This window comes from Mesorhizobium sp. P160187 (genome assembly GCF_057766425.1).
This window is the reverse complement of sequence record NZ_JBYMDX010000003.1, coordinates 1,386,197-1,411,883: the sequence shown is the minus strand read 5'-3', so window position 1 is coordinate 1,411,883 and position 25,687 is coordinate 1,386,197. Positions and strand designations below refer to the sequence as shown.

The 25,687-nt window shown below is 62.9% G+C and carries 22 protein-coding genes and 1 pseudogene; 16 read left to right on the top strand and 7 right to left on the bottom strand.

The window, feature by feature from the left end; translation table 11 throughout:
• Nucleotides 1-78 precede the first annotated feature (78 nt).
• Entirely contained in the window at nucleotides 79-1,335 is a 1,257-nt protein-coding gene (locus AC3CCE_RS10260) for a D-amino acid dehydrogenase (RefSeq protein ID WP_023668705.1), read from the top strand.
• 103 nt (nucleotides 1,336-1,438) lie between these two features.
• Here the strand turns inward: AC3CCE_RS10260 and AC3CCE_RS10255 are convergent, their stop codons facing one another.
• The 3 genes from AC3CCE_RS10255 to AC3CCE_RS10245 form a co-directional block, all read right to left on the bottom strand.
• Nucleotides 1,439-3,589 carry a phospholipase D-like domain-containing protein gene (locus tag AC3CCE_RS10255; protein WP_352623773.1) on the bottom strand — a complete coding sequence of 717 codons (2,151 nt, stop codon included), beginning with the start codon at nucleotides 3,587-3,589 and terminating at the stop codon, nucleotides 1,439-1,441.
• Nucleotides 3,586-4,026, bottom strand: a complete 441-nt coding sequence (locus AC3CCE_RS10250; RefSeq protein WP_023737897.1) for a phospholipase A2 family protein — start codon at nucleotides 4,024-4,026, stop codon at nucleotides 3,586-3,588. The genes AC3CCE_RS10255 and AC3CCE_RS10250 overlap by 4 nt, the downstream gene beginning before the upstream one ends.
• Nucleotides 4,027-4,149: 123 nt before the next feature.
• Nucleotides 4,150-5,031 (bottom strand): LysR family transcriptional regulator, encoded by an 882-nt coding sequence (locus AC3CCE_RS10245; protein ID WP_023693153.1) that lies wholly within the window; start codon nucleotides 5,029-5,031, stop codon nucleotides 4,150-4,152.
• Between the two features lie 365 nt (nucleotides 5,032-5,396).
• Between AC3CCE_RS10245 and AC3CCE_RS10240 the strand changes: the two genes are divergently transcribed.
• Entirely contained in the window at nucleotides 5,397-6,893 is a 1,497-nt protein-coding gene (locus tag AC3CCE_RS10240; RefSeq protein WP_023698411.1) for a CoA-acylating methylmalonate-semialdehyde dehydrogenase, read from the top strand.
• Nucleotides 6,894-7,096: 203 nt separating this feature from the next.
• Complete coding sequence (locus AC3CCE_RS10235; RefSeq protein ID WP_023668710.1) at nucleotides 7,097-7,396, top strand: hypothetical protein; 300 nt, start codon at nucleotides 7,097-7,099, stop codon at nucleotides 7,394-7,396.
• Nucleotides 7,397-7,434: 38 nt separating this feature from the next.
• Here AC3CCE_RS10235 and AC3CCE_RS10230 read toward each other — a convergent pair whose 3' ends face one another.
• A complete protein-coding gene (locus AC3CCE_RS10230; protein ID WP_352623770.1) occupies nucleotides 7,435-8,124 on the bottom strand; it encodes a GntR family transcriptional regulator in 690 nt (229 codons plus the stop codon).
• A 69-nt stretch (nucleotides 8,125-8,193) separates the two neighbouring features.
• On the opposite strand from AC3CCE_RS10230, the gene AC3CCE_RS10225 reads away from it, so the two are divergent.
• The 13 genes and pseudogenes from AC3CCE_RS10225 to AC3CCE_RS10165 all read left to right on the top strand — a co-directional run bounded on the left by AC3CCE_RS10225 (nucleotide 8,194) and on the right by AC3CCE_RS10165 (nucleotide 23,108).
• Nucleotides 8,194-9,087, top strand: a complete 894-nt coding sequence (locus AC3CCE_RS10225) for a dihydrodipicolinate synthase family protein (protein WP_352623768.1) — start codon at nucleotides 8,194-8,196, stop codon at nucleotides 9,085-9,087.
• A 51-nt stretch (nucleotides 9,088-9,138) separates the two neighbouring features.
• On the top strand, nucleotides 9,139-10,557 hold the full coding sequence (locus AC3CCE_RS10220; RefSeq protein WP_352623766.1) for an NAD(P)/FAD-dependent oxidoreductase: 1,419 nt from the start codon (nucleotides 9,139-9,141) through the stop codon (nucleotides 10,555-10,557).
• Nucleotides 10,558-10,570: 13 nt separating this feature from the next.
• Nucleotides 10,571-11,572, top strand: a complete 1,002-nt coding sequence (locus AC3CCE_RS10215) for a 4-hydroxyproline epimerase (RefSeq protein ID WP_031355703.1) — start codon at nucleotides 10,571-10,573, stop codon at nucleotides 11,570-11,572.
• 460 nt (nucleotides 11,573-12,032) lie between these two features.
• Nucleotides 12,033-12,935, top strand: a complete 903-nt coding sequence (locus AC3CCE_RS10210; RefSeq protein ID WP_023668715.1) for a branched-chain amino acid ABC transporter permease — start codon at nucleotides 12,033-12,035, stop codon at nucleotides 12,933-12,935.
• A 4-nt stretch (nucleotides 12,936-12,939) separates the two neighbouring features.
• Nucleotides 12,940-14,535 (top strand): high-affinity branched-chain amino acid ABC transporter permease LivM, encoded by a 1,596-nt coding sequence (gene livM / locus AC3CCE_RS10205; RefSeq protein WP_023668716.1) that lies wholly within the window; start codon nucleotides 12,940-12,942, stop codon nucleotides 14,533-14,535.
• Nucleotides 14,535-15,641: pseudogene (locus AC3CCE_RS10200) on the top strand (ABC transporter ATP-binding protein); the annotation flags it as partial. The gene livM and the pseudogene AC3CCE_RS10200, both read left to right, overlap by 1 nt.
• A 20-nt stretch (nucleotides 15,642-15,661) precedes the next feature.
• The gene (locus AC3CCE_RS10195; protein WP_023668718.1) at nucleotides 15,662-16,390 is read left to right on the top strand and encodes an ABC transporter ATP-binding protein; all 729 of its coding nucleotides are present in this window, start codon (nucleotides 15,662-15,664) and stop codon (nucleotides 16,388-16,390) included.
• 112 nt (nucleotides 16,391-16,502) lie between these two features.
• Entirely contained in the window at nucleotides 16,503-16,850 is a 348-nt protein-coding gene (locus AC3CCE_RS10190; protein ID WP_023668719.1) for a DUF6867 family protein, read from the top strand.
• Nucleotides 16,851-16,987: 137 nt separating this feature from the next.
• On the top strand, nucleotides 16,988-18,109 hold the full coding sequence (locus AC3CCE_RS10185) for a branched-chain amino acid ABC transporter substrate-binding protein (RefSeq protein ID WP_023668720.1): 1,122 nt from the start codon (nucleotides 16,988-16,990) through the stop codon (nucleotides 18,107-18,109).
• Nucleotides 18,110-18,391: 282 nt separating this feature from the next.
• On the top strand, nucleotides 18,392-21,850 hold the full coding sequence (gene pyc / locus AC3CCE_RS10180; RefSeq protein ID WP_352462248.1) for a pyruvate carboxylase: 3,459 nt from the start codon (nucleotides 18,392-18,394) through the stop codon (nucleotides 21,848-21,850).
• 150 nt (nucleotides 21,851-22,000) lie between these two features.
• Nucleotides 22,001-22,261 carry a DUF2312 domain-containing protein gene (locus tag AC3CCE_RS10175; RefSeq protein WP_023668722.1) on the top strand — a complete coding sequence of 87 codons (261 nt, stop codon included), beginning with the start codon at nucleotides 22,001-22,003 and terminating at the stop codon, nucleotides 22,259-22,261.
• A gap of 93 nt (nucleotides 22,262-22,354) precedes the next feature.
• Nucleotides 22,355-22,795: a hypothetical protein gene (locus AC3CCE_RS10170; protein ID WP_023744965.1), complete on the top strand. Its 441-nt coding sequence runs from the start codon at nucleotides 22,355-22,357 to the stop codon at nucleotides 22,793-22,795.
• Nucleotides 22,796-22,802: 7 nt separating this feature from the next.
• Nucleotides 22,803-23,108, top strand: coding sequence for a hypothetical protein (locus tag AC3CCE_RS10165; protein WP_023744966.1), 306 nt, complete (start codon nucleotides 22,803-22,805; stop codon nucleotides 23,106-23,108).
• Nucleotides 23,109-23,176: 68 nt separating this feature from the next.
• On the opposite strand, the gene msrB is transcribed toward AC3CCE_RS10165, so the two are convergent.
• From msrB to AC3CCE_RS10150, 3 genes are all read right to left on the bottom strand, one after another.
• Nucleotides 23,177-23,581, bottom strand: a complete 405-nt coding sequence (gene msrB / locus AC3CCE_RS10160) for a peptide-methionine (R)-S-oxide reductase MsrB (RefSeq protein WP_023688927.1) — start codon at nucleotides 23,579-23,581, stop codon at nucleotides 23,177-23,179.
• A gap of 100 nt (nucleotides 23,582-23,681) precedes the next feature.
• Nucleotides 23,682-24,479, bottom strand: coding sequence for an MBL fold metallo-hydrolase (locus AC3CCE_RS10155; protein ID WP_023668726.1), 798 nt, complete (start codon nucleotides 24,477-24,479; stop codon nucleotides 23,682-23,684).
• A gap of 16 nt (nucleotides 24,480-24,495) precedes the next feature.
• Nucleotides 24,496-25,686: a vWA domain-containing protein gene (locus AC3CCE_RS10150; protein WP_352623761.1), complete on the bottom strand. Its 1,191-nt coding sequence runs from the start codon at nucleotides 25,684-25,686 to the stop codon at nucleotides 24,496-24,498.
• Nucleotide 25,687 lies beyond the last annotated feature (1 nt).

Here is a 25,687-nt window from a genome sequence, read left to right as displayed (position 1 = left end):
CCCCTTGGCGGACGCCGCAGAATCCGGCAGACAGGAGGCGGCGGCCCTCTGACGGAAGTCGTCGTGGAGAGTGATGCGATGAAGATCTTCGTGTTGGGCGGCGGCGTTATCGGGGTCACCACTGCCTATTATCTCGCTGAGGCCGGCCACGAGGTGACGGTGTTCGACCGCCAGAAAGGGCCGGCGCTGGAAACCAGCTTCGCCAATGCCGGCGAGATCTCGCCGGGCTATGCTTCGCCCTGGGCCGGCCCCGGCATTCCGCTGAAGGCAATCAAGTGGCTGTTGATGAAGCACGGCCCGCTGGTGGTGCGGCCGGCCTTCGATCCGTATATGTGGACATGGCTCATCAAGATGCTGCGCAATTGCACCGCGGATCGCTATGCCATCAACAAGGCGCGCATGGTGCCGCTCGCCGAATACAGCCGCGACACGCTGAAGGCGCTGCGCGAGGCGACCGGCATCGCTTATGATGAGCGGACCAAGGGCACGCTGCAGCTGTTTCGCACGCAAAAGCAGCTCGACGGCACCGGCGGCGATGTAGAGGTGCTGAAGAAATATGGCGTTCCCTACGAGTTGCTCGATCCCGAAGGCTGCATTGGCGCCGAACCTGCGCTGGCCGGCGTGCGGGAAAAGTTTGTCGGCGGGCTGAGATTGCCCGGCGACGAAACTGGCGACTGCAAGATGTTCACCGATCGGCTGGCCGAGCTCTGCGTGGCGCGCGGCGTCACGTTCGAGTACGGTACGCAGATCCGGCGCTTCTCCAAGAACCGCAATCGCATCGTCAGCGTCGGCACCGACCAGCGCTCGCGCGCGGCCGACGCTTATGTGCTGGCGCTGGGCAGCTATTCGGCGCGCTTCATGCGCCTGCTCAGGCGCCCGATCCCGGTCTATCCGGTCAAGGGCTATTCGATCACCGTTCCGATCAAGGACGCGGTCGCCGCCCCGGTGTCGACGGTAATGGACGAAACCTACAAGGTGGCGATCACCAGGCTCGGCGACCGCATCCGCGTCGGCGGCACGGCGGAGATTTCCGGCTTCGATCTCAGGCTGCATGAATCGCGCCGGCGCACCCTCGAACATTCGGTCGGCGATCTGTTCCCGGATGGCGGCGACCTCAAGGCGGCGTCCTTCTGGTGCGGGCTGCGGCCGATGACGCCGGACGGGCCGCCGCTGGTCGGCCGCACCGAGTTCTCCAACCTCTATCTCAACACCGGGCACGGCACGCTTGGCTGGACCATGGCCTGCGGCTCGGCCAAGGTGCTGTCCGACATCATCTCCAGCAAGGTGCCTGATATCGATGTGCGGGAGCTGGGGCCGGAGCGGTATTTGAGGTAGGGGTGCTTTTTAAAGCTGGCGGGCCAGCACCCCCTCTGTCCTACCGGACAGAGGGGTGTAAAGGATCGCTACAGAACGGCATTCCTTCAGCCTCGCCAGCCCCTCAAAACGCCTCCTTCACCCAACCCTTCGAGAACAGCCATCGGTAGGCCCACGGTATCGTCACCTTGGTCGATACCGGGTTCGAATGGGCGACATAGTCGTCATAGACCGGCTGCATCCTGGCGTAGAAGGCAGGGTCGAGCACCGTCATGCCGTTCTCCAGATCGTGGAAGAAACTGCGGTTGTTGAGATTGACCGACGAGATCGTCACCAGCCTTTCGTCGATCATCATGATCTTGGAGTGCAGCACGACATTGGGCGCCTTGAATTCGCGGATGTTGATGCGGTCGCCATATTTCTCGACGAACAGCTTGTTGAGCGCGGTCAGCAGCTTGCCGCCAATATCGCCCTTGAGGTCGATGCGGCCGACAATGTCGATCCTGACGCCGCGCGCCAGCGCCCGCTCGATGGCCAGGCTGAGCTTCGGCGTCAGATTAAGGTAGGGATTGACGATCTCGATATGGTGCCGGGCAGTGTCGATCAGCTCGACGAAATAGGTCTCGAGCGCATGGTTGTCCTCGTAGGGCACGGAAATGAAATGGCGCACCGTGCCCGGCGGGCGCCGGCTATCGGAGCGCACCGGAATGGAGAAGGGCCTTGCGATGTTGGTGTCGGCGTCGCGCAGCCACAATGTCGAGAGATGCGCGGCCAGCGTCTCGACCGTGGCCGGGTCGGCAAACTCGATGTCGAAATCGCTCCAGTTCGAATAGTAGTTGAGCGAGAGGCCGTCGGTCTTGCCGTATTGCTCCAGGTTCGGGTGGCGCGACAAGTCGATCGGCTTGTGGAACAGGAAGCCGTCATGAATGTTGCGGCCGCCGATGATGACGCGCGAGCGGGCGGGATCCTCGGCAAGTGTCGCCAGCATCTTGACGTGATGGGTCTTGTGCAGCTGCGACAGCTGCTCGTCGACCGGCGCGCCGTGGTCGGCCCGCCAGCGATATTCCTGCAACTCGACATTGGGATAATCGGCCGCCAGCCGGTGCAGCAGAGCGTCGTCCTTGTCGCGCTCCAGCACGTCTGTGACCATGATGCGCACTTTGGTGCCGAGGCCTGCGTGATGGCGGATCAGCCGCTCGATGACGCGGCCGGAAAAATCGGCCTTGAACTCCAGCGACGACAGATAGACCAGCTTGAGTTTCGGCGCGCGCGAGAAATCGAGCGGCAGTTCGGGGTCGGCCTTGTCGAAGGCGCTGTCGGGTAAAGGCGCGCCGAGCAGCGCTTCGACCTTGGCATTGAAACCGTCGCGCGACTTGCGTAACAGGCGCGGTGACCCGAGCGGCAGCGAACAAGTCTGCGACAGCCAGCGGCCGGCATAGAAGACGCGGGCGAGTTCATCCAGGCCGGATGGATCGGGCACTGGACAACGCTCGTAGCGGCTGTCGAGCGCGGCTATCGCCGGATAGGCAACCTCTTCGCGCAGGATGGTGAGCGGGGCGCCTGCCGGCGCCAGGCTGGAGCTGAGCTTGAGGCTGCAGCGGTTCAAACCATCGCTGGGGAACATGCTGGCGGTTTGCCCGGCCGACAGGCGGAGGCGGAAGGCGGCACCGCTCGCCACGCTGCGCGAGCCACCGCCGGCGCGAATCGCCAGCGCCCCGTCGCAGCCGCCCGATATCTCAACCGGCTGCTTTCCCGCCTGGCGCATCACGATCTCGATCGAGCGCGCCTGCAGGCCGGAAAAGCTGAACGTCTTTGGCGCGGAGGGCCGCGCGGCGGCGTTGACATAGAGCGTCTGCCGCGACACGCGCCAACGGCCGTTGAAATGGCCTTCGCCGGTGCCCCTACCTGCCGGCATCTGTTCGGCGCTAACCGGCTTCGCCAGCTGTTCCAGCGTCCGGTAGGTGGCCTGGAAATCGCGGTTGGCGATGGCGTGGCGGTCATGGCCGAACGGACCGGTGCCGTTCGCCCTGTCGATGGCGCCGATCTGGTTGTGGGCGAGCAGCGCCAGAAACTGCCTTTCATAGTCGCTGGCACCGGCATCGCCGAAAAACGCTGCTGCTGCAGTCTGCGGTCCGGGCGTGCCGGCCGATACCGACGGCCGGCCGCAATCCTTCGCATCGGGGAAGAAATCGCAGCTGTGCCGGATCGGGGCGGCGCAAGCGGCAAGGGCCGCCAGCCCCAGCCCGGCCAGAGCCAGGCAGATGGCGCGGTTCATCCCGTGGCCCCGTTCATCGTCTTCAGCTCAGCCGGGTCGCGCGGCGGCATAAAGCCTTGCGGAAAGACCTTGCAGACGGGAAGTGCGAAAGTGGCGATCAAAAGCTCGGCCTCGCCGCGCTCCTTTTTCGGCGCTGTCTTGTCATCACGGATCGCCTTTGCCGAGGCGACGAGCGCGCCGTCGCAGTCGCAATGATTATGGCGCGCGATGTAGCAGGCGTCATGGATTTGGCAGGCGCTGTCGAGGCGATTGACAGGGCGAGCCGAGAGGTCGCCGGTGCGGGTGCCGGGACCGCAGTAATTGCCGAAGACGAAAGGCGACGGGCGGGCCATTGCGATGCGGACCGGCTTGGGCAATTCGGCTTCCGGAACTTCGGTCCATGGATTGGCGCAGGCGGAAAGCGCGACAAGCGGCAAGATGGCGAGCACCGCTCGCATTTTGATCCGCACCAGCTTTGCAAAAAAGTGTCCCACCCGGCGCAGCCAATCCTTAATGATAGGCGACATCGCGCTTGTTGCCACACTGGCCGATTTTGTGGCGAGGGCAAGGCGGTGCGGCCATCAGACAAACAGCCCGCGCTCTCTCTCGACCGCCTTGGTGATGAAGTTGGCGACGATCTGCACGCGGCGCAGCGGCCGGACCGATTCATGATAGACCAGCCAGTAGGCGCGGCGGATCGGCGTCACGATGTCGACGGGGATCAGCTCCGGCATCGAGCGGGCGACAAACGTGTGCAAGATGCCGATGCCAGCGCCCGACCGCACCGCTTCGGCCTGGCCCAGCGCTGAGGAGATGGCGAAGCTGGTGCGCCAGTCCGGGCTGAACTCTGCCGCATAGTCGAGCGACGGGCTGACGATCAGGTCTGGGACATAGCCGATCAGCGTATGCTGGCCGAGTTCGGCAGCGGTCTCGGGTAAGCCGTGCGCCTGCGCATAGGCGCGCGAGGCAAACAGGCCGAGTGTGTAGTCGACCAGCTTTCCCGCCACCAGCCTGCCTTCGCTCGGCCGCTCGACGGTGATGGCGATGTCGGCCTCGCGCCGCGACAGCGAGAAGGAGCGCGGCACCGGCACCAGCTGGATGGTGAGTTCGCGGTGCAGCGCGGTCAGCGCGCCAAGACGCGTGGCGAGGAATGCAACGCCAAACCCGTCGGGCGCGCCGATGCGCACGGTGCCCGAGATATCGTCGCCTTCGCCCGACACGGCGGAGCGCGCGGCGATCATGTCGGCTTCCATACGCTCGGCAATGTCGAGAAAGCGCTGGCCGGCCGGCGTCAGCTCGCTGCCGGTGGTAAGCCGGCGAAACAGTTTTGTGCGTAACGCATCCTCAAGCGCTGCGATGCGGCGCGAGACGGTGGCGTGATTGAGTTCCAGCCGCTTGGCGGCGCCAAGGATCTGCCCGGCGCGGGCCACGGCGAGGAAGATGCGGACGTCATCCCAGTTCATGGGGGTGGTCCGGGCTAGCGGCGAACGCGGCGTTCCCGCCCACCCCCCTCTGGCCTGCCGGCCATCTCCCCCGCAAGGAGGGAGATTGGCAGCTCCGCCACCTGCGTCTCTTTTGCTGCGTTGAAGATTTGCGAAGGCGGCGGCCACATCTGATCTCCCCCCTTGCGGGGGAGATGTCCGGCAGGACAGAGGGGGGTGTGACGGAGCGCAACCTTCGGGCCTTTCAGCAATCTGTAATTTGCGGCAATTAATGCACACTCGTCCTTCGTTGTCTATTTCTTGCACAACGGTTGCGTTTCCCCTCGCGTTGCCTTCGCGCCTGCAAAGGCGTTGAATGCTTCATCACAAACTCAGGGAGAGAAACCATGATCGAATACGGTCATTTCATCGGCGGCAAGCATGTCGCCGGGACCAGCGGGCGCAAGCAGGACGTCATGCAGCCCATGGACGGCTCGGTGCGCGGCACGGTGGCGCTGGCTTCGCCGGCGGAACTGCGTGCGGCTGTCCTGAATGCCAAGGAAGCACAGATCAAATGGGCTGCGACCAACCCGCAGCGGCGTGTGCGCGTGCTGATGAAGTTTCTGGAACTGGTTGCCCGCGACTATGACGAACTGGCCGATCTCCTGGCGCGCGAGCACGGCAAGACCATTGCCGACGCCAAGGGCGACATCCAGCGCGGCCTCGAAGTGGTCGAAGTCTGCATCGGTGCGCCGCACATGATGAAGGGCGAGTTCACCGACGGCGCCGGCCCCGGCATCGATGTCTATTCGATGCGCCAGCCGCTTGGCGTCGTTGCCGGCATCACCCCGTTCAATTTCCCGGCCATGATCCCGCTGTGGAAGATTGCCCCGGCGCTGGCCTGCGGCAACGCCTTTATCCTGAAGCCTTCCGAGCGTGACCCTGGCGTGCCGATGCGCATCGCCGAACTGTTCCTCGAGGCTGGCCTGCCGGCTGGCGTCCTCAACGTCGTCAATGGCGACAAGGACGTCGTCGACGCCATCCTCGACGATCCTGATATCAAGGCTATCGGCTTTGTCGGCTCGACGCCGATCGCGCATTACATCTATTCGCGCGGCACGGCGGCGGGAAAACGCGTGCAGTGCTTCGGCGGCGCCAAGAACCACATGATCATCATGCCCGACGCCGACATGGACCAGACGGTCGATGCGCTGATCGGCGCCGGCTACGGCTCGGCCGGCGAGCGCTGCATGGCGATCTCGGTTGCCGTTCCCGTCGGCAACGACACCGCCAACCGGCTGATGGAAAAGCTGATCCCGCGTGTCGAAAGCCTCAAGGTCGGCCCGTCGACGGATTCGTCCGCCGATTTCGGCCCGCTGGTGACGGCGCAGGCATTGGAACGCGTCAAGGGTTATGTCGACACCGGCGTCAAGGAAGGCGCCAAGCTGGTCGTCGATGGCCGCGGCTTCTCCATGCAGGGCTACGAGGATGGCTACTATATGGGCGGCTGCCTGTTCGACAATGTGACCGCTGACATGCGCATCTACAAGGAAGAGATCTTTGGTCCGGTGCTGTCGGTGGTGCGTGCGCCGACCTATGAGAGCGCCATCAAGCTCGCCAACGATCATGAGATGGGCAATGGCGTGGCCATCTTCACCCGTGACGGTGATGCTGCTCGTGATTTTGCTTCGCGCGTCCAGGTCGGCATGGTCGGCATCAACGTGCCGATCCCAGTTCCGATCGCTTACTACACGTTCGGCGGCTGGAAGGCGTCGTCCTTCGGCGACCTCAACCAGCATGGTCCGGACGCGTTCCGCTTCTACACCAAGACCAAGACGGTGACCTCGCGCTGGCCCTCAGGCATCAAGGACGGTGCCGAGTTCGTCATCCCGACGATGAACTGACCGGACGATTTCGAAGATCGGCAAGAAGGCCTGGGTTCAACGTCCCGGGCCTTTCTTTGTACGAAACCGACATTGGCCATCACGTTCAAGCGATGGAACCAAGAGCCGGTCATCTGCCTTAAATTGCATTCCTGCCGTGGTGCAGGCCATCAAAATAGCGCCGGTAGCAGCCGGGGTTCTCGTCTGGCGCAAGGAGGTGTCAGATGACACGACGTCTTGTGGCGGCGATGTTCTTTGCGGTGTTCGCGATGTCCGGCATCGCCCAGGCTAAAGCCGATCAATGCGCGGCGCGGACCGACCTGGTCAAGGCGCTCGGCGAGAAGTTCCACGAAAACCAAGCCGCTCGTGGCCTGGTGAACCCAAATGTGGTGCTTGAGATCTTCGTCTCCGACCAGGGCACCTGGACCATCCTGGCCACCGACACACGCGGCCAAAGCTGCATCATCACGGCTGGCGAAGGCTGGGACGGGGCGGCTATGGCAGCAGTCTTGCCGGGCACCTGATAAAAGAACCGGCCGGAAGTCTGGAGCAGAGACGGAGTTCAGCGTGTGGCGGCCACTTCGGCATGGCCGCGCAGCAGTGCCATAAGGCGTTTGGCGTCCTTGGCGGCAGCCTCTTCGTCACCAGCCAGGATCGAGCGGATTAGCGCGACGTGGTGCTCAGCCGATTCGGCCAGTCCTGTGTCGGCCTTGTAGCGGAACCAGAAGCGGCGGCTGTGGGTCTGCAGGGGCGCGGCCAGACGGGCCGCAAACGGGTTGTCGGCGGCCATCGCCAAGGCCTCGTCGAGCGCCTTGTCGGCCTGGATGAAGGCCAGCACATTGCCCGAGATGACGGCCTTCTGCATGGCAAGGGCTGCCTCATGAAACAGGTCGGCGGCCTCACGGGTGACGAAGCGGGCGGCCGAGCGCGCCAGCACCACCTCGACGCCGCGCCTGGCATCCAGCACGCGCAGCCAGTCGCCGGGATGAAGCGGGGCAATGGCGATGCCGGCGCGTGGCCTGACATCCAGCAGTCCTTCCCAGGCGAGGCGCTGGATCGCTTCGCGCACCGGCGTGCGTCCTAGCGCCAGCTTCTCGATGAGGGCGCCTTCGGTGACAAAGCTCGCCGGCGCCAGTTCCAACGTCACGATCATATGCTCGAGTACATGGTAGGCCTTGGCGGCGACCGGCTCGGGGTATGCTGTCTCACTGGATATCAAAGGTGGGCTCCTGATATATCTTACATATATCATAACGAATTCCGCGTTGACAGCCGGTTTTCAAATAGATATACGGCTGATATATCAGATGGAGAGACGATCATGTGGACCGGAGTTTTCCCCGCCGTCACGACCAAGTTTACTGATGACGACCGCCTCGATCATGCCGAGATGGAGCGCTGCTTTGCTTTGCAGATGGAGGCAGGCTGCGACGGTATCATCGTCTGCGGTTCGCTCGGCGAAGGGCCGATGCTGTCGCATGACGAGAAGATCGAGGTGCTGAAGACTGCCCAGAAAGTTGCAGGCAACAAGCCGGTGCTGCTGACGGTCAACGAGGCGGGCACCCGCGAGGCGGCGAGCATCGCCAGGCGCGCCGCAAAGGAGGGTGCCAACGGCCTGATGGTGGTGCCGAGCCCGATCTATCACACCAACCCGGAAGAGACGGTCGCCGCCTTGCGCGCCGTCGCTCAGGCCGGCGACCTGCCGGTGATGATCTACTCCAACCGCCTCGCCTACCGCGTCGACGTCACCGTCGACCAGATGGAAGAACTGGCCGCCGACAAGCGCTTCGTCGCCATCAAGGAGTCCTCCGACGACATCCGCCGCTCGACAGAGATCATCAACCGCTTCGGCGACCGCTACGATCTGTTCACCGGCGTCGACAATCTCGCCTTCGAGGCGCTGTCGGTGGGCGCCATCGGCTGGGTGGCGGGTCTGGTCGTCGCCTTCCCGCGCGAGACCGTCGCCATCTACCAGCTGATGAAGCAGGGCCGCCGCGAGGAGGCGCTTTCGATCTACCGCTGGTTCCGGCCGCTGCTCGATCTCGATGTCTCGACCTATCTGGTCCAAAACATCAAGCTTGCCGAAGTGCTCGCGATCGACACAAATGACCGCGTGCGCATGCCGCGCCAGCCGCTGTCGGGCGAGCGCCGCAAAGCGGTCGAGAAGATCGTCAAGGACGCGCTGGCGGTACGGCCGAAGCTGCCGCAGTTCTGAAGGCTTTCTTCTCCCCGTGCACGTGCACGGGGAGAAGATGGCGGCAGCCAGATGAGGGGCAGCGCCGACGTGCAAGGAAATTCCAGGGACACAGAGGAGGGCCGCCGCCCCTCATCCGCCCTTCGGGCCCCGCAGCCCTTCGCTGGCGCTCCGGGCGTTCGTCGTTCGGAAAGCCAAGCAGTCGGCTTTTCCACCGCTTCGCGGACCACTCCTCACCCCCGTGAACGGGGAGAAGGGGTAGATATCGCCATTGTCGGTGGCGGCATTGTCGGCATCTGCGCGGCGGCCATGCTGGCCGAGGCCGGGCGCAGCGTCACGGTCTTCGACCGCACCGGCATCTGCGAGGAGACGAGCTCCGGCAATGCCGCCGCCTTCGCCTTCTCCGACGTGCTGCCGCTGGCGCATAAGGGCATGATGCGGCACTTGCCGAAATGGCTTGCCGATCCGCTCGGGCCACTCAGCATCCCGCCGGCCTACTTGCCGAAGCTGTTGCCTTGGCTGTTGCGCTTCTGGCGCGCTGGCGCACCAGAAAAATATGAGGCGAGCCTTGCTGCTCAGGCAGGCATGATGAAGCTCGCCGAGGCTGAATGGATGGGCCTGCTCGACCGTTCCGGCACGCGGCTGATGCTGCGCGAGGACGGCTCGCTGGAGCTTTATGAAAGCGAGGCCGAATTTCGGGCCGGGCTGCCGGGCTGGGCGGCGCGCGAGCGCTTCGGCATCGGCTTTCGCCATGTCGAAGGCGACGAACTGGCGCGGCTGCAGCCGGGACTGTCGCCGCGCTTCATCAAGGGCACCTTCGTGCCGGGCTGGAAGACCGTCGCCGATCCGAAACTGCTCGGCAAGGGGGTGTGGGCCTATGCCGAAAGGCTGGGCGCGCGTTTCGAAAAGGCTCGCATAGAGCGCGTCGCCGCCAATCCTGATGGCGCGACGCTGACGCTGACGGACGGCACGACCAGGCAGGCAAGACATCTTGTCGTGGCCGCCGGGGCATGGTCGCATCTGCTGGCGAAGGCGCTTGGCGACACCATCCCGCTCGAAACCGAGCGCGGCTACAACACGACACTGCCGAAGACCGCTTTCGACGTGCAGCGGATGCTGATCTTTTCCGGCCATGGCTTCGTCATCACGCCACTCGAGACGGGCTTGCGCGTCGGCGGCGCCGTCGAGTTGGGCGGTCTCGACCGGCCGCCGAATTTTGCGCGCTCGAAGGCCATGCTGGAAAAAGCCAGACAATTTCTTCCGGGGCTGGACGCGTCACGTGGCCGCGAATGGATGGGCTATCGCCCGTCGCTGCCGGATTCGTTGCCCGTCATCGGCACGGCGCGAACCGCGTCCAACGTCGTCTACGCCTTTGGCCATGGCCATCTCGGCCTGACCCAGGCGGCGGCCAGCGGCCGCTTGATCCGCGATCTTGTTCTCGGGCAAACTTCGCCGATCGATCTTGCTCCCTTCAGCCCGCAACGGTTTTGAGTTCGAGGAAATCATGGCCAAAAAATCCTTCTTTTGCATCGACGGCCATACCTGCGGCAATCCGGTGCGGCTGGTCGCCGGCGGCGGCCCTTTGCTTCAGGGGTCGACGATGATGGAGCGGCGGGCGCATTTCCTGGCGGAGTATGACTGGATCCGCACCGGGCTGATGTTCGAGCCGCGCGGCCACGATGTCATGTCGGGCTCGATCCTCTATCCGCCGACGCGCGAGGATTGCGACATAGCCATCCTGTTCATCGAGACGTCGGGCTGCCTGCCGATGTGCGGCCACGGCACGATCGGCACGGTGACGATGGCCATCGAACATGGGCTGATCAAGCCGAAGACACCCGGCGTGCTCCGGCTCGACACACCGGCCGGGCTGGTCATCGCCGAATACAAGCAAGTCGGCGACTATGTGGAGGAGGTGCGCATCACCAATGTACCGTCCTTCCTTTATGCCGAGGGACTGACGGTCGACTGCCCGCAGCTTGGCGAGATCACTGTCGATGTCGCCTATGGCGGCAATTTCTACGCAATCGTCGAGCCGCAGGCGAATTTTCGCGACATGGCTGATTATTCCGCCGGCGATTTCATCGCCTGGAGCCCTGTGGTGCGGCAGCGGCTTAACGAGAAGTACTCGTTCGTGCATCCGGAAAACCCCGGCATCAACCGGCTGTCCCACATGCTGTGGACGGGCGAGCCGACAGTGGAGGGGGCCGACGCACGCAACGCCGTCTTCTATGGCGACAAGGCGATCGACCGCTCACCTTGCGGCACCGGCACCTCGGCGCGCATGGCGCAGCTCCATGCCAAGGGCAAGCTCAAGGCCGGCGACAGTTTTGTCCACGAATCGATCATCGGCTCGCTGTTCAAGGGCAAGGTCGAGAGGGACGTCACTGTTGCCGGCAAGCCGGCCATCATTCCCTCGATCGGCGGCTGGTCGCGGATGACCGGCCTGAACACCATCTTCATCGACGACCGCGATCCGTTCGCGCACGGTTTTGTGGTTAAGTGATACGGTAGGCTGCCGATCATCCACCGAGACCAGGACTTGGACCCAGAGCGGGACCTCTTGGCAAACCAGTCAGCGAAAGGTTAGCGCGTTGGGCGAGGCATCCACCGCCATAAGCCGGGAAGTAACCCATGTTGCAGCTGGTCAGTACGGAATGTGGCTAAAAAACGAAACCCGCCAACAACGCAAGGATTCGTCTCATCATCGAATTTTGACCGGGATTTCTTCGAAATGAGGTCGCTGGCCCGGCTGAATCGTCAAAGACATTGCGTTATGCCAATGGTAGGGTCCGCGATAGTCCAGGGGTCGGGAGCAAAAAAACGGGCAATCGGAAGGCGTGCCGGCAAAACACGCTCGACGTTTGAAAAATCACGTTGCAATCCGGGCTCGAAACTTTACGACTAGGGGAAATACGAAAAGGAATGCGTCTGCATGGGCGACATTCCAGGGGAGCCATGTACACATGCAGTACTTTGTCCAGCAGCTTATCAATGGGCTGACGCTGGGATCGATCTATGGGCTGATCGCAATCGGCTACACGATGGTCTACGGCATCATCGGCATGATCAACTTCGCCCACGGCGACATTTTCATGGTCGGGGCATTCGCCGCCCTCGTTGTCTTCCTCATCCTCGGCTCCTTGTTCTATTCGGTCCCGGTCGTCCTGGCGCTGCTGATCATGATGATCGTGGCGATGCTGCTCACCAGCCTCTACAACTGGACGATCGAGAAGGTGGCCTACCGGCCGCTGCGCGGTTCGTTCCGGCTGGCGCCGCTGATCACCGCCATCGGCATGTCGATCGCGCTGTCGAACTTCATCCAGGTGACGCAAGGTCCGCGCAACAAGCCGATCCCGCCGATGGTCAGCCAAGTCTACAACATCAACGGCATCAGCGTGTCGCTGAAGCAGATCATCATCGTCGTCGTCACCGCCCTGCTGCTGGCGCTGTTCTGGTACCTGGTCAACAGGACTTCCCTCGGCCGGGCGCAAAGGGCGTGCGAGCAGGACCGCAAGATGGCGGCGCTGCTCGGTGTCGATGTCGACCGTACGATCTCGATCACCTTTATCATGGGTGCAGCGCTTGCGGCCGTCGCGGGCACGTTGTTCCTGATGTATTACGGCGTCATCGCCTTTTCCGACGGCTTTGTGCCGGGGGTCAAGGCCTTCACCGCGGCCGTTCTCGGCGGCATCGGGTCTCTGCCGGGCGCGGTGCTTGGCGGGCTTTTGATCGGCTTCATCGAGAGCATGTGGTCGGCGTATTTCTCGATCGACTACAAGGACGTCGCGGCGTTCTCGATCCTGGCGATCGTGCTGATCTTCCTGCCTTCCGGCATTTTGGGCCGGCCAGAAGTCGAAAAGGTCTGAGACAATGGCGGTTTCCGTATCCTCGGAGCGCGACACCGTCGCCTCCCCCGTGCAGCGTGCATTGCGCGAAGCGTTCTATGCCGGCGCCATCTCGCTGGGGTTGTTCATTCTCTTCATCGGCCTGAAGACCGACCAGAACATAAGCAACCAGCTGATCCTGGTGCAGCGCTGGTTGCTGCTCATCACCGTGGTCGTGCTGACCATGCTTGGCCGCTTCTTCTACATTGCATATGGCCAGCCGTTCATGGCCAATCAGAAGATCACCAATGTCGCCACCGGCCTGTTGCCGGCGAGCGTCGCGTCGCGCTTCTTCCTGCTTCCGGCCTTCATCGTCGCCGTTGTGCTGGCGGTTGTCCTGGTTGCGTTCGGCAGCGCCCTGCCGGTGTTGGTGGGACCCGATCTGGCCGGCTACCTTCAGTTCCTGCGCGCATTGGCCGTCATTTACGCGCTCGCTTGCGTGATCTTCTATTTCCGCTCCTTCATCCACGCCAATTTCACCAAGCTCGGGATTGCGGCGCTGGTGCTATACCCGATCCTCGTCGTCGTGGTGCTGTCGATCTACGCGTGGTCGATAACCGGCGGCCTGCAGGGCTCGTTGAAGTGGGTCGACAATTTCGGCATCCAGATCCTGATCTATGTGATGCTGGCCTGGGGGCTGAACATCGTCGTCGGCCTCGCCGGCCTGCTCGATCTCGGCTACGTCGCCTTTTACGCGGTCGGTGCCTATGCCTATGCGTTGCTCGGTTCGCAATACGGCCTGTCGTTCTGGATCCTGCTGCCCGCCGCCGGCGCCATGGCCGCCTTCTGGGGCGTTATGCTCGGCTTTCCGGTGCTCAGGCTTCGTGGCGATTACCTGGCGATCGTGACGCTGGCCTTCGGCGAGATCATCCGCCTGGTGCTGATCAACTGGCGTGAAGTCACCAACGGCTCGGCCGGCATCTCCGGCATCCCGAAGGTCACCTTCTTCGGCCTGATGACGTTTAATTCGACCGACCCGAACTATATCGGCAAGGTGCTGCACATCGCCCAGTCAAGCGCCTACTACAAGATCTTCCTCTACTATCTCATTCTCGGGCTGGCGCTGCTGACCGCCTTCGTCACCATCAGGCTCAGGCGCATGCCTGTCGGCCGCGCCTGGGAGGCGCTGCGCGAGGACGAGATTGCCTGCCGCTCGCTTGGCATCAACACCACCACCACCAAGCTCACCGCCTTTGCCACCGGCGCCATGTTCGGCGGTTTTGCCGGCGCCTTCTTCGCCGCACGGCAAGGCTTCGTCAGCCCTGAATCCTTCGTCTTCCTGGAATCGGCGATCATCCTGGCCATCGTGGTGCTCGGCGGCATGGGCTCGCTGGTCGGCATCGCGGTCGCCGCGCTGGTGATGATCGGCGGCACCGAGGCACTGCGCGAACTCGATTTCCTGAAAAGTGTCTTCGGAAAAGATTTCACGCCGGAGCTTTACCGCATGCTTTTGTTCGGCATGGCGATGGTCATCGTAATGCTGTGGAAGCCGCGCGGCTTTGTCGGCAGCCGTGAACCGACGGCCTTCCTCAGTGAACGAAAAGCGGTCTCCTCCTCCTTCACCAAGGAAGGGCACGGCTGATGAGCGCGACCTCCATTCAGAAGACCAATCCGGGTATGAAAGACGCCATCCTCCAGGTCGAGCATCTTTCGATGAAGTTCGGCGGCCTGATCGCCATCGGCGATCTGTCGTTCCAGGCCAAGCGCGGCGAGATCACCGCTCTGATCGGACCCAATGGCGCCGGCAAGACCACCGTCTTCAATTGCATCACCGGCTTCTACAAGCCGTCGGAAGGCATGATTACGCTCAACCGGGCCGACGGCTCGAGCTTCCTGCTCGAACGGCTGCCCAATCATGAGATCCCGGCGCGCGCCAAGGTGGCGCGCACCTTCCAGAACATCCGCCTGTTCTCGGGCATGACGCTGCTGGAGAATCTGCTGGTTGCCCAGCACAACAAGCTGATGAAGGCATCCGGCTATACGATCCTGGGCCTGTTCGGGATCGGCGGCTACCGCAGAGCCTCGGCTGAATCGGTGGAGCTTGCCAAGCACTGGCTGGAGAAGGCTGATCTTGTCGATCGCGCCGACGATCCGGCCGGCGACCTGCCCTATGGCGCGCAGCGGCGCCTCGAGATTGCGCGCGCCATGTGCACAGGGCCCGAACTTCTGTGCCTCGACGAGCCTGCGGCCGGTCTCAATCCGAAGGAGTCGGCTGCGCTGAATTCGCTGCTGATGGACATCAAGAGCAGTACCTCGATCCTGCTGATCGAACATGACATGTCGGTGGTCATGCAGATTTCCGACCATGTCGTGGTGCTTGAATATGGCCGCAAGATTTCCGACGGCAGCCCGCAATCGGTGCGTACCGACCCGCGCGTCATCGCCGCCTATCTCGGCGTCGACGACGAGGAGGTCGAGACGGTGCTGACCGAGGTTGGCGATGAAGACGTCATCGAGCAGCTGGACATCGGGCCGGATTCGGCTCACGGACCAGGCACATCGTCTTCCTATCTCGCCGGCCCGGTAAGCGACACGATCGGCCACAGCCAGGGCGAGCGGGTCACAGTGTCGAAGGGAGCTTCAAAAGCCACCCAATACGATACAAGAGCCAACTCCGCGCCAAGAGCACCGTCCGAGCGTCTGACAGCCAAGTCCAAGCCGGCGGCCACCAAATCCCCGACAGGCAAGCCGCGCGGAGGGCGTAAGTGATGGCCGAGACAACGCTGCTCGACATCAAGGGCGTCGAGACCTACTACGGCAACATCAAGGCGCTGAACGGCGTCGATGTCCACGTCAACCAGGGCGAGATCGTCGCGCTGATCGGTGCGAACGGTGCCGGCAAGTCGACGCTGATGATGACCATCTTCGGTGCGCCGCGCGCTCGTGCCGGCTCAATCACTTTCGCCGGCACCGACATCACCCAGATGCCGACGCACGAGATCGCCCGCATGCGCATTGCGCAGTCGCCGGAAGGCAGGCGCATTTTCCCGCGCATGACGGTGATGGAAAACCTGCAGATGGGCGCCGGTCTCGACAATCTCAAGCACTATGACGAAGATGCCGAGAAGGTGTTCGCGCTGTTCCCGCGCCTCAAGGAGCGCATTGCCCAGCGCGGCGGCACGCTGTCGGGCGGCGAGCAGCAGATGCTGTCGATCGGACGTGCGCTGATGGCGCGGCCTAAGCTGCTGTTGCTCGACGAGCCGTCGCTGGGTCTGGCGCCGCTGATCGTCAAGCAGATCTTCGATGCCATCCGCGAGCTGAACCGCACGCAAGGGCTGACCGTGTTCCTGGTCGAGCAGAACGCCTTCGGCGCGCTCAAACTCGCCACGCGCGGCTATGTCATGGTCAACGGCAACGTGACCATGAGCGGCACAGGCAAGGAATTGCTCGCCAATCCGGAAGTGCGGGCGGCCTATCTCGAAGGCGGCCATCACTGATTTTGGAGCGGAATGTATGCATACGGTATTCCGCTCCAACTTGTTTGTTTGTCGCATGACCTTTGTCCGAAAAGTCTGCAACTTTTCGGGATCATGCTAGGGAGTCTTCATCATGCAAGGCATTCTTCACGAGGAACCTTCCATCTGGCAGTTCTTCTTCGTCACCTGTCTGCTCGGCGGCTGGGCGGCATGGATGACCGGCAAGGCCAGCGCCCAGACATGGCGCAGCCTGCCGGCGCTGTTCGCCTATCTGCTGGGTCTCGGCATAGGCATCAGGTTCATCCATCATGCCTTGTTCGGCGGCACGATGTTTTCGCTGCAATACTATGTCGTGGACACAATCGTGCTCATGATATTGGGATTTGTCGGCTATCAATACACGCGTACGAACCAGATGGTGACGCAGTATAATTGGCTTTACGAACGGGCTTCGATCTTAAGCTGGAAACCGAAAGGTTGACGTTCATCATTAACGCCGTTCCGGGGATGAATCGGCGTGACAAGGGCCTGAAAATCGGCAAAGTACGCTTTCTGCGATAAGGGTGGGCATCGCATGAAAGTTTCATCCACGCCCACCTCGTAAATGGGAGCGTTTAAATGAAGAAATCACTTTTGTCCGCCGTTGCCCTGACCGCGCTTGTCGCGTTCGGTGGCAATGCATGGGCTGACGTTATCGTCGGCGTCGCAGGTCCGATCACCGGTCCGAATGCGGCCTTCGGTGCGCAGCTGCAGAAGGGTGCGGAAGCGGCCGTTGCCGACATCAACGCAGCAGGCGGCATGAACGGCGAGCAGATCAAGCTCGAAGTCGGCGACGACGTCTCGGATCCGAAGCAGGGCATTTCGGTCGGCAACAAGTTCGTCGGCGACGGCGTGAAATTCGTGATCGGCCACTTCAACTCGGGCGTCTCGATCCCGGTTTCGCAGGAAGTCTACGTCGACAACAACATCGTCGAAGTGACGCCTGCGGCGACCAACCCGAAATTCACCGAGCGCGGCCTGTGGAACGTGTTCCGCACCTGCGGACGCGATGACCAGCAGGGCGGCATCGCCGGCGGCTATATCGCGACCAACTTCAAGGACGCCAAGGTTGCCGTCATCCACGACAAGACCCCCTATGGTCAGGGCCTTGCCGACGAGACCAAGAAGGCGATGAACGCAGCCGGCCTGACCGAAGTCATGTACGAAGGCGTCAATGTCGGCGACAAGGACTTCTCGGCGCTGATTGCCAAGATGAAGGACGCCGGTGTTACCCTGATCTATTGGGGCGGCCTGCATACCGAAGCCGGCCTGATCATCCGCCAGTCGGCGGACCAGGGCCTCAAGGCTACCCTGATGTCGGGCGACGGCATCGTCACCGACGAGCTGGCTGCGATCGCCGGCGATGCGGTTATCGGCACGCTCAACACCTTCGGTCCCGATCCGCGCCTGATCCCCGAGAACAAGGCACTGGTCGAGAAGTTCCGCGCTCAGGGCTTCGAGCCGGAAGCCTACACTCTCTACTCCTACGCCGCCATGCAGGTGATCGCCGAGGCTGCTGCCGTGGCCAAGTCGAACGACCCCGTGGAAGTGGCCAAGGCGCTGCACGAGAAGGGCCCGTTCAAGACCGTTCTGGGCGATCTCGCCTATGACGCGAAGGGCGATCCGAAGCTCCCGGGCTACATCATGTACGAATGGAAGAAGGGTCCGGACGGCAAGATCTCCTGGTTCCCGAAGTCGTAATTCGGAACGCAGCTCTATGGAATGCCCGGCGCTCGCGCCGGGCATTTTTGTTGGTGACAGGGCGGCAGCGAGGGTGGCTGGACAAGCCGTTAGCCGGGGTCGAATTTGTGCGGGCACGACAATTAGCGTCACCTCGCGGCGCCAATCGCACGCAGCTTTTCGAGCCGTGGTGCTAGAATCGCATTTAAATCGGTTTAATCTCTCCTCGATTTTGGTTGCACTGCAGCATTTTCGCGTTAATCATGCCTCCGCCCCATCCCTCCCTGTCCGGAGTCTCCTTCCTTGGCCATCACGAAGATCCTCGTCGCCAACAGGTCCGAAATTGCCATCCGCGTCTTTCGCGCGGCCAACGAGCTCGGCCTCAAAACCGTGGCGATCTGGGCCGAGGAGGACAAATATTCGCTTCATCGGTTCAAGGCCGATGAAAGCTACCAGGTCGGGCGCGGGCCGCATCTGGCCAGGGACATGGGGCCGATCGAAAGCTATCTGTCGATCGAGGAAGTGATCCGGGTCGCCAGACTGTCCGGCGCCGACGCCATCCATCCGGGCTATGGCCTGCTGTCGGAAAGCCCTGAATTCGCAGATGCCTGCGCCGAGGCCGGCATCACTTTCATAGGGCCGAAGCCCGACACGATGCGCCGGCTCGGCAACAAGGTCGCCGCGCGCAATCTGGCCATCGAGGTCGGCGTGCCGGTGGTGCCGGCAACCGAACCGCTGCCGGACGACATGGAAGCAGTCAAGCAGCTCGCCAAGACAGTCGGCTATCCTGTGATGCTCAAGGCATCATGGGGCGGCGGCGGGCGCGGCATGCGCGCCATCCGCGCGGAAGCCGACCTCTCCCGCGAGGTGATGGAAGGCAAGCGCGAGGCCAAGGCCGCCTTCGGCAAGGACGAGGTCTATCTCGAAAAGCTGATCGAGCGCGCCCGCCATGTCGAGGTCCAGGTGCTCGGCGACACGCATGGCAACGCGGTGCATCTGTTCGAGCGCGACTGCTCGATCCAGCGCCGCAACCAGAAGGTCGTCGAACGGGCGCCGGCGCCCTATCTCAGCGAGGCATTGCGCCAGGAGCTTTGCGGCTATGCGCTCAAGATCGCGCGCGAGACCAGCTATATCGGCGCCGGTACGGTGGAATTCCTGCAGGACGCCGACACCGGCAAATTCTACTTCATCGAGGTCAATCCGCGCATCCAGGTCGAGCACACCGTCACCGAGCAGGTGACCGGCATCGACATCGTCAAGGCGCAGATCCACATACTGGACGGCTTTGCCATCGGCACGAAAGAGTCGGGCGTGCCGGCGCAGGCCGACATCAGGCTGAACGGTCATGCGCTGCAGTGCCGCATCACGACCGAGGATCCGGAGCATAGTTTCATTCCGGACTACGGCCGCATCACCGCTTATCGCGAAGCCGCCGGTTTCGGCATCCGCCTCGACGGCGGCACCGCCTATTCGGGCGCGGTCATCACCCGCTTCTACGATCCGCTGCTGGAGAAGGTGACTGCCTGGGCGCCGACACCGGCCGAGGCGATCGCCCGCATGAACCGGGCCTTGCGCGAGTTCCGCATCCGCGGCGTGGCGACCAACCTCACCTTCCTCGAGGCAATCATCAACCACCCGCGCTTCGCCGACAATTCCTATACGACCAGGTTCATCGACACGACGCCGGAGCTGTTCGCGCAGGTGAAGCGGCAGGACCGCGCCACCAAGCTGCTCAACTATCTGGCCGACGTCAGCGTCAACGGCCATCCCGAAACCCGCGGCCGTCCGATGCCCAAGGCCGATGCGGCAGCGCCTGTCGTGCCCTATCTCAACGGCAACGTGCCTGATGGCAGCAAGCAGAAGCTCGACGCGTTGGGGCCGGAGAAATTCGCTGCCTGGATGCGTGAGCAAAAAGAGGTGCTTGTCACCGACACGACGATGCGCGACGGCCACCAGTCGCTGCTCGCCACCCGTATGCGCACGCATGACATTGCCGGCATAGCCGGCACATATGCGCGGGCGCTGCCGCGGCTGCTGTCGCTGGAATGCTGGGGCGGCGCCACTTTCGACGTCGCCATGCGCTTTCTGACCGAGGATCCGTGGGAGCGGCTGAGCAAAGTGCGCGAAGCCGCCCCCAACCTTTTGCTGCAGATGCTTCTGCGCGGCGCCAATGGCGTCGGCTACACCAACTATCCCGACAATGTCGTGCAACATTTCGTCAGCCAGGCAGCGGCCGGTGGGGTCGACCTGTTCCGCGTCTTCGACTGCCTGAACTGGGTCGAGAATATGCGCGTCGCCATGGACGCGGTGGGCGCGGAGGGCAAGCTGGTCGAAGCGGCGATCTGCTACACCGGCGACATCCTCGATCCGGCGCGCGCCAAATACGACCTTAAATACTATGTCGGGTTGGCGAAGGAATTGCAGGCAGCCGGCGCCCATATCATCGCCGTCAAGGACATGGCCGGGCTTTTGAAGCCGGCTGCCGCCCGCGTGCTGTTCAAGGCGCTGCGCGAGGCGACCGACCTGCCGATCCATTTCCACACCCACGACACGTCAGGCCTGTCGGCGGCGACGGTGCTGGCCGGCGTGGAAAGCGGCGTCGACGCCATCGACGCGGCGATGGATTCCTTCTCCGGCAACACCTCGCAGCCTTGCCTGGGCTCGATCGTCGAGGCGCTGAAGGGAACCGAGCGCGATCCCGGCCTCGATCCGCAATGGATCCGCAAAATCTCCTTCTACTGGGAAGCGGTGCGCAACCAGTATGCCGCCTTCGAAAGCGACCTCAAGGGGCCAGCCTCGGAAGTCTATCTGCACGAAATGCCGGGCGGCCAGTTCACTAACCTCAAGGAGCAGGCGCGTTCGCTCGGGCTGGAAACGCGTTGGCACGAGGTGGCACAAGCCTATCACGACGTCAATTTGATGTTCGGTGACATCGTCAAGGTGACGCCGTCGTCCAAGGTGGTCGGCGACATGGCGCTGATGATGGTGAGCCAGGATCTAACCGTTGCCGACGTCGAAAACCCGGCCAAGGACATCGCCTTCCCGGACTCGGTCGTCTCGATGCTGCGCGGCGATCTCGGCCAGTCGCCCGGCGGCTGGCCTGCGAAGCTGCAGAAGAAGGCACTGAAGGAAAGCAAGCCGATCACCGAGCGGCCGGGCTCGCTGCTCAAGCCAGCCGACCTCAAGGCCAGCCGCAAGGAGATCGAGCAGAAGCTGGAGCGCAAGCTCTCGGAGTACGAATTCGCCTCCTGGCTGATGTATCCGAAAGTGTTTACCGACTTCGCCGCCGCGCAGGAAACCTACGGGCCGGTCAGTGTGCTGCCGACGCCGACCTATTTCTACGGCATGAAGTCCGAAGACGAGATCTTCCTGGACATCGAAAAAGGCAAGACGCTTGTGGTGCGCTGCCTTGCGATCGGCGACGTCGATGAGAAGGGCATGGTCACCGTGTTCTTCGAGCTCAACGGCCAGCCGCGCCGCGTCAGGGTGCCGGACAGGGCGCATGGCGCCTCGGCAGCCAAGGCACGGCGCAAGGCCGAGCCCGGCAACGAGGCGCATGTCGGCGCGCCGATGCCGGGCGTGGTCTCCGCCCTTTCGGTTGCCGCCGGCCAAGCGGTCAAGGCCGGCGACGTGCTGTTGTCGATCGAAGCCATGAAGATGGAGACGGCCCTGCATGCCGAGCGCGACGGCACAGTGGCCGAAGTGCTGGTCAAGGCCGGCGATCAGATCGATGCGAAGGATCTGTTGATCGCGTTTGGCTGACGCGCGGATCCATCACACTGGGGACGGCTGGCAGCAGCCGTTCACGAAGCGCCGATAATGGCTTGACCCGCCGCGCCCGCTCGGGCATCGAACCCGCTCCCAATTTACCGCGCCAGAATCGCGGTGCTTAAAAAGTAGCGGAGAAAAAACATGGCCGACGACATCACAGATACCAGCCAGACTGTTGCCGCCGGCCAGTTGCGCGCCTTCATCGAGCGCATCGAGCGGCTCGAGGAAGAAAAGAAGACCATCGCCGACGACATCAAGGAAGTGTTCGCCGAGGCCAAGGGCACCGGCTTCGACACCAAGGCGATGCGGTCGATCATCCGGCTGCGCAAGAAGGACCAGGCCGAGCGCCAGGAAGAGGAAACCATCCTCGATCTCTACAAGGCCGCGCTCGGCATGGTGTAAGGCTGTGTGGAAATTCTACTCCGGTTGATATCGCCGGAGCGAATTTCGAAACAGTCTCGGGCCAAGGAATGATGCTGGAACGGGCATCGAACCATGAGCGAATTCGACTTCGGCGCCCGCCGCGCCTCTGAATTTCGCCAACGCAGCTTCTGGGCGCTGTTCGCCGAACGGCATCCGGAGGAACGCGCTTCCATGGCGCGGCGCGGACCCTGGTTCTGGCAGCGCGGGCTGCCTGACTTCGCTCTGGTCCTGTCCATGTATGTCGCGCCGGCGCAAAGCCAAGTTGGCGTCTTTTTCGGCCGTAACGGGAAGTTCGGCGCGACCGGGGTCTGGTCGCGGCTGAAGCCGTTCCAACCGGCAATCGAAGACAGGCTGAAGCTCAGGCCGGAGCAGAGCTGCGAGGGCCTCGGCATCAATTCGATGTGGCGGGTGAACTGCTATGCCGAGGACAACTGGCCGGCCATGGCCGACTGGCTGGTGACGGAATGCTCGCGCTTCGAGCGCGCCGTCACCGACGTGTTGGGACAGAGGTAGGTCGCCGATGTCCGCCGTCGGCTCCTTCTTCCGCTCGCGCTGGCAAGGTGCCGTGCGGCTCGACCGGCTGTTCTGGCGCGACCTGGTTGTCGTCGGCACCGCCATCAGTATCGCATCGTCGGTGGCCGCACTCATCCTGCTTGGGGTGAAGCAGCCGCTGGCACTGGTTCTGGCCGTGCATTTTTCGCCGGTGCCCTACAACATCTTCCTGACGCTGGCCGTGTGGCGAACCGCCGAGAAGTCCGGCGGCACCAAGGCCTCGCTGATGATGCTGGGGTCCGCGCTCTGGCTGATCCTGACGGCCGTCGCCTGAGTCGATCGTCGAACGAAAAGGGGCGGCAAAAGCCGCCCCTTCGCAAGAGACAATGACCGAACCGCGGTTTAAGCCGTCGGCTCGAATTTCAGCGCCACGCCGTTGATGCAATAGCGCAGGCCGGTCGGCGGCGGGCCGTCCTCGAAGACATGGCCGAGATGGCTGCCGCAGCGGGCGCAGTGGCATTCGGTGCGGACCATGCCGTAGCTGCGGTCGACGGTGTTTTCGACCGAACCGGGCACCGGATCATTGAAGCTCGGCCAGCCGGTGCCGCTCTCGAACTTGAGCTTGGATTCGAACAGCGGCTGGTCGCAGCCGACGCAGGAAAAGGTGCCGGCGCGCTTTTCGTAGAGCAGCGCGCAGCTTCCGGGCCGTTCGGTGCCATGGCCGCGCATGACCGCATATTGCTCGGGCGTCAGGCGGGCGCGCCATTCGGCGTCGGTGCGGGTGACAGGGTAGGTGTGGGTGTCCATTTGATCTCCTCAGCCTTGGCGGCTTGTTGTTGGTTGCAAGCAATATTCGCTTAGAGATAGGCGTTTGTTACGTGTTTTGCTCGCATTTTCAGCCGAGTTCCTACCCAATCGCCTGAAGATAGCGGGCGATCGACGCATGAAATGCCGTTCTTGCGCCGCCGATGATGTTCTGCTGCCACCACGCGCCGTAGATGTCGTCGAATTCGAAAGGCTCAAGTGCCGCCGCGATGCGTCGCACGGCCGGCGCATTGAGCGGAATGTAGTTCGGATAGCTGTACATGAAGCTGACATGGCGACGCGTCGGCGTCACCTGCAATATGTCGCCGGACAGCAGGGCGTTACCGCCATCGCGTTTCCAATGCAGCACCTGGCCGCCGGCAAAATGGCCACCGCAACGCACGAGTGTCAGCGACGGGTTTATGGCCAGCGTCTCGCCCGCCCAGCTGACGATGGCGTTGTGCGGCCGCATGATCCACTGGCGGTCGTCGGCATGGAGATAGATCGGCACGCCGCCAAACGCCTCGCTCCACTCGACCATCACCGAATAATAGTGGCAGTGCGAAATGGCGATCGCGGCCAGGCCGCCGCGACGGTTGATTTCGGCTACCGCCTCGTCGCTCACCATCGAGATGCAATCCCACAGCACATTGCCGTGCGGCGTCTGCGCCAGCAGCGCCCGCTGGCCGATAGCAAAGCGCGGCTCGATGCCGAAAGCGAGAACGCCGGCATCGTCCTTCATCACAAGCCTATGCCCGGCAGAGAGTTCTTCCCCAGTGATCCAGGCCTGGCCTTCCCAGCGCACATATTGCCGCTCGTCCTCGCAGATCGGGCAATTTTCTGGAGGGGTCTGCGTTGCCGCGAACTGGACGCCGCATTGCGGGCAAAGAAAGCAGGTCATCGGTTTTCCTCTCATATCAATGCTTGCGTGAGAGCTGCTTCGTCGCGGCTTCCAACCCGGCCAGCGTCAGTGGGAACATGCGGCCGCCGAAGAGATCGCGGATCATCGCGATCGAATGGGTGAAGCCCCAGTTTTTCTGGTTTTCGGGGTTCAGCCAGACCGCATTCGGCCATTGCTGGATGAGGCGGCCAAGCCAGACACTGCCGGCTTCCGGATTCCAATGCTCGACCGAACCGCCGGGATGCGCGATCTCGTAAGGGCTCATCGAGGCATCGCCGACGACGATCACCTTGTAGTCGGGGCCGTATTTGTGAAGCAGATCGAAGGTCGGGATGGTCTCGGCAGGCCTGCGCCGGTTGTCCTTCCAGACGCCCTCGTAAAGGCAGTTGTGGAAGTAAAAATATTCGAGCTGGCGGAATTCGGCGCGGGCGGCCGAAAACAGCTCCTCGACGCTTTTGATGTGGTCGTCCATCGAGCCGCCGACATCGAAGAACATCAAGAGCTTCACGGCGTTGCGCCGTTCGGGGCGCGTCTGCACATCGAGATAGCCGTGCTCGGCGGTGGCATGGATGGTGCCGGGCAGGTCGAACTCTTCCTCCGCACCCTCGCGCACCCAGCGGCGCAGGCGCTTCAGCGCCACCTTGATGTTGCGGGTGCCGAGCTCGACGGCGTCGTCGAAATTTTTGAACTCGCGCTTGTCCCAGACTTTCACCGCACGGCGATTGCGGCTTTCATGCTGGCCGATGCGCACGCCTTCGGGATTGTAGCCATAGGCGCCGAAAGGCGAAGTGCCGCCGGTGCCGATCCATTTCGAGCCGCCCTCGTGGCGGCCTTTCTGTTCCTCCAGCCGCTGCTTCAGTGTCTCCATCAGCTTGTCGAAACCGCCGAGCGCCTCGATCAGTTTCTTCTCTTCCTCGGTCAGGTGCTTTTCGGCGAGCCGGCGCAGCCATTCCTCAGGGATGTTGGCGACACCGACGGCATCGGGGCCGGTGAGCGCCTCGATCCCCTTGAAGACATGCGCAAACACCTGGTCGAAGCGGTCGATATGGCGTTCGTCCTTCACCAAAGCGGCGCGCGCGAGGTAGTAAAACCCCTCGACGTCATAGTCGACCAGCCCGGCCTCCAGCCCTTCCAGCAGCGACAGATATTCCCTGAGCGAAACGGGAACCCGCGCGGCCTTCAGTTCGAGAAAGAAGGGGAGGAACATG

Excerpts from the sequence above, each read along its gene's own strand:
- AC3CCE_RS10175 (WP_023668722.1), top strand. The coding sequence starts at position 22,001 with ATGGCCGACGACATCACAGATACCAGCCAGACTGTTGCCGCCGGCCAG.
- AC3CCE_RS10150 (WP_352623761.1), bottom strand. The coding sequence starts at position 25,686 with ATGTTCCTCCCCTTCTTTCTCGAACTGAAGGCCGCGCGGGTTCCCGTT.
- AC3CCE_RS10260 (WP_023668705.1), top strand. The coding sequence starts at position 79 with ATGAAGATCTTCGTGTTGGGCGGCGGCGTTATCGGGGTCACCACTGCC.
- livM (WP_023668716.1), top strand. The coding sequence starts at position 12,940 with ATGGCGGTTTCCGTATCCTCGGAGCGCGACACCGTCGCCTCCCCCGTG.
- AC3CCE_RS10230 (WP_352623770.1), bottom strand. The coding sequence starts at position 8,124 with ATGATATATGTAAGATATATCAGGAGCCCACCTTTGATATCCAGTGAG.
- AC3CCE_RS10245 (WP_023693153.1), bottom strand. The coding sequence starts at position 5,031 with ATGAACTGGGATGACGTCCGCATCTTCCTCGCCGTGGCCCGCGCCGGG.
- AC3CCE_RS10235 (WP_023668710.1), top strand. The coding sequence starts at position 7,097 with ATGACACGACGTCTTGTGGCGGCGATGTTCTTTGCGGTGTTCGCGATG.
- AC3CCE_RS10165 (WP_023744966.1), top strand. The coding sequence starts at position 22,803 with ATGTCCGCCGTCGGCTCCTTCTTCCGCTCGCGCTGGCAAGGTGCCGTG.
- AC3CCE_RS10195 (WP_023668718.1), top strand. The coding sequence starts at position 15,662 with ATGGCCGAGACAACGCTGCTCGACATCAAGGGCGTCGAGACCTACTAC.
- AC3CCE_RS10250 (WP_023737897.1), bottom strand. The coding sequence starts at position 4,026 with ATGCGAGCGGTGCTCGCCATCTTGCCGCTTGTCGCGCTTTCCGCCTGC.
- AC3CCE_RS10240 (WP_023698411.1), top strand. The coding sequence starts at position 5,397 with ATGATCGAATACGGTCATTTCATCGGCGGCAAGCATGTCGCCGGGACC.
- AC3CCE_RS10210 (WP_023668715.1), top strand. The coding sequence starts at position 12,033 with ATGCAGTACTTTGTCCAGCAGCTTATCAATGGGCTGACGCTGGGATCG.
- msrB (WP_023688927.1), bottom strand. The coding sequence starts at position 23,581 with ATGGACACCCACACCTACCCTGTCACCCGCACCGACGCCGAATGGCGC.
- AC3CCE_RS10215 (WP_031355703.1), top strand. The coding sequence starts at position 10,571 with ATGGCCAAAAAATCCTTCTTTTGCATCGACGGCCATACCTGCGGCAAT.
- AC3CCE_RS10185 (WP_023668720.1), top strand. The coding sequence starts at position 16,988 with ATGAAGAAATCACTTTTGTCCGCCGTTGCCCTGACCGCGCTTGTCGCG.
- AC3CCE_RS10190 (WP_023668719.1), top strand. The coding sequence starts at position 16,503 with ATGCAAGGCATTCTTCACGAGGAACCTTCCATCTGGCAGTTCTTCTTC.
- AC3CCE_RS10155 (WP_023668726.1), bottom strand. The coding sequence starts at position 24,479 with ATGACCTGCTTTCTTTGCCCGCAATGCGGCGTCCAGTTCGCGGCAACG.
- AC3CCE_RS10225 (WP_352623768.1), top strand. The coding sequence starts at position 8,194 with ATGTGGACCGGAGTTTTCCCCGCCGTCACGACCAAGTTTACTGATGAC.
- AC3CCE_RS10170 (WP_023744965.1), top strand. The coding sequence starts at position 22,355 with ATGAGCGAATTCGACTTCGGCGCCCGCCGCGCCTCTGAATTTCGCCAA.
- AC3CCE_RS10255 (WP_352623773.1), bottom strand. The coding sequence starts at position 3,589 with ATGAACCGCGCCATCTGCCTGGCTCTGGCCGGGCTGGGGCTGGCGGCC.
- AC3CCE_RS10220 (WP_352623766.1), top strand. The coding sequence starts at position 9,139 with ATGAGGGGCAGCGCCGACGTGCAAGGAAATTCCAGGGACACAGAGGAG.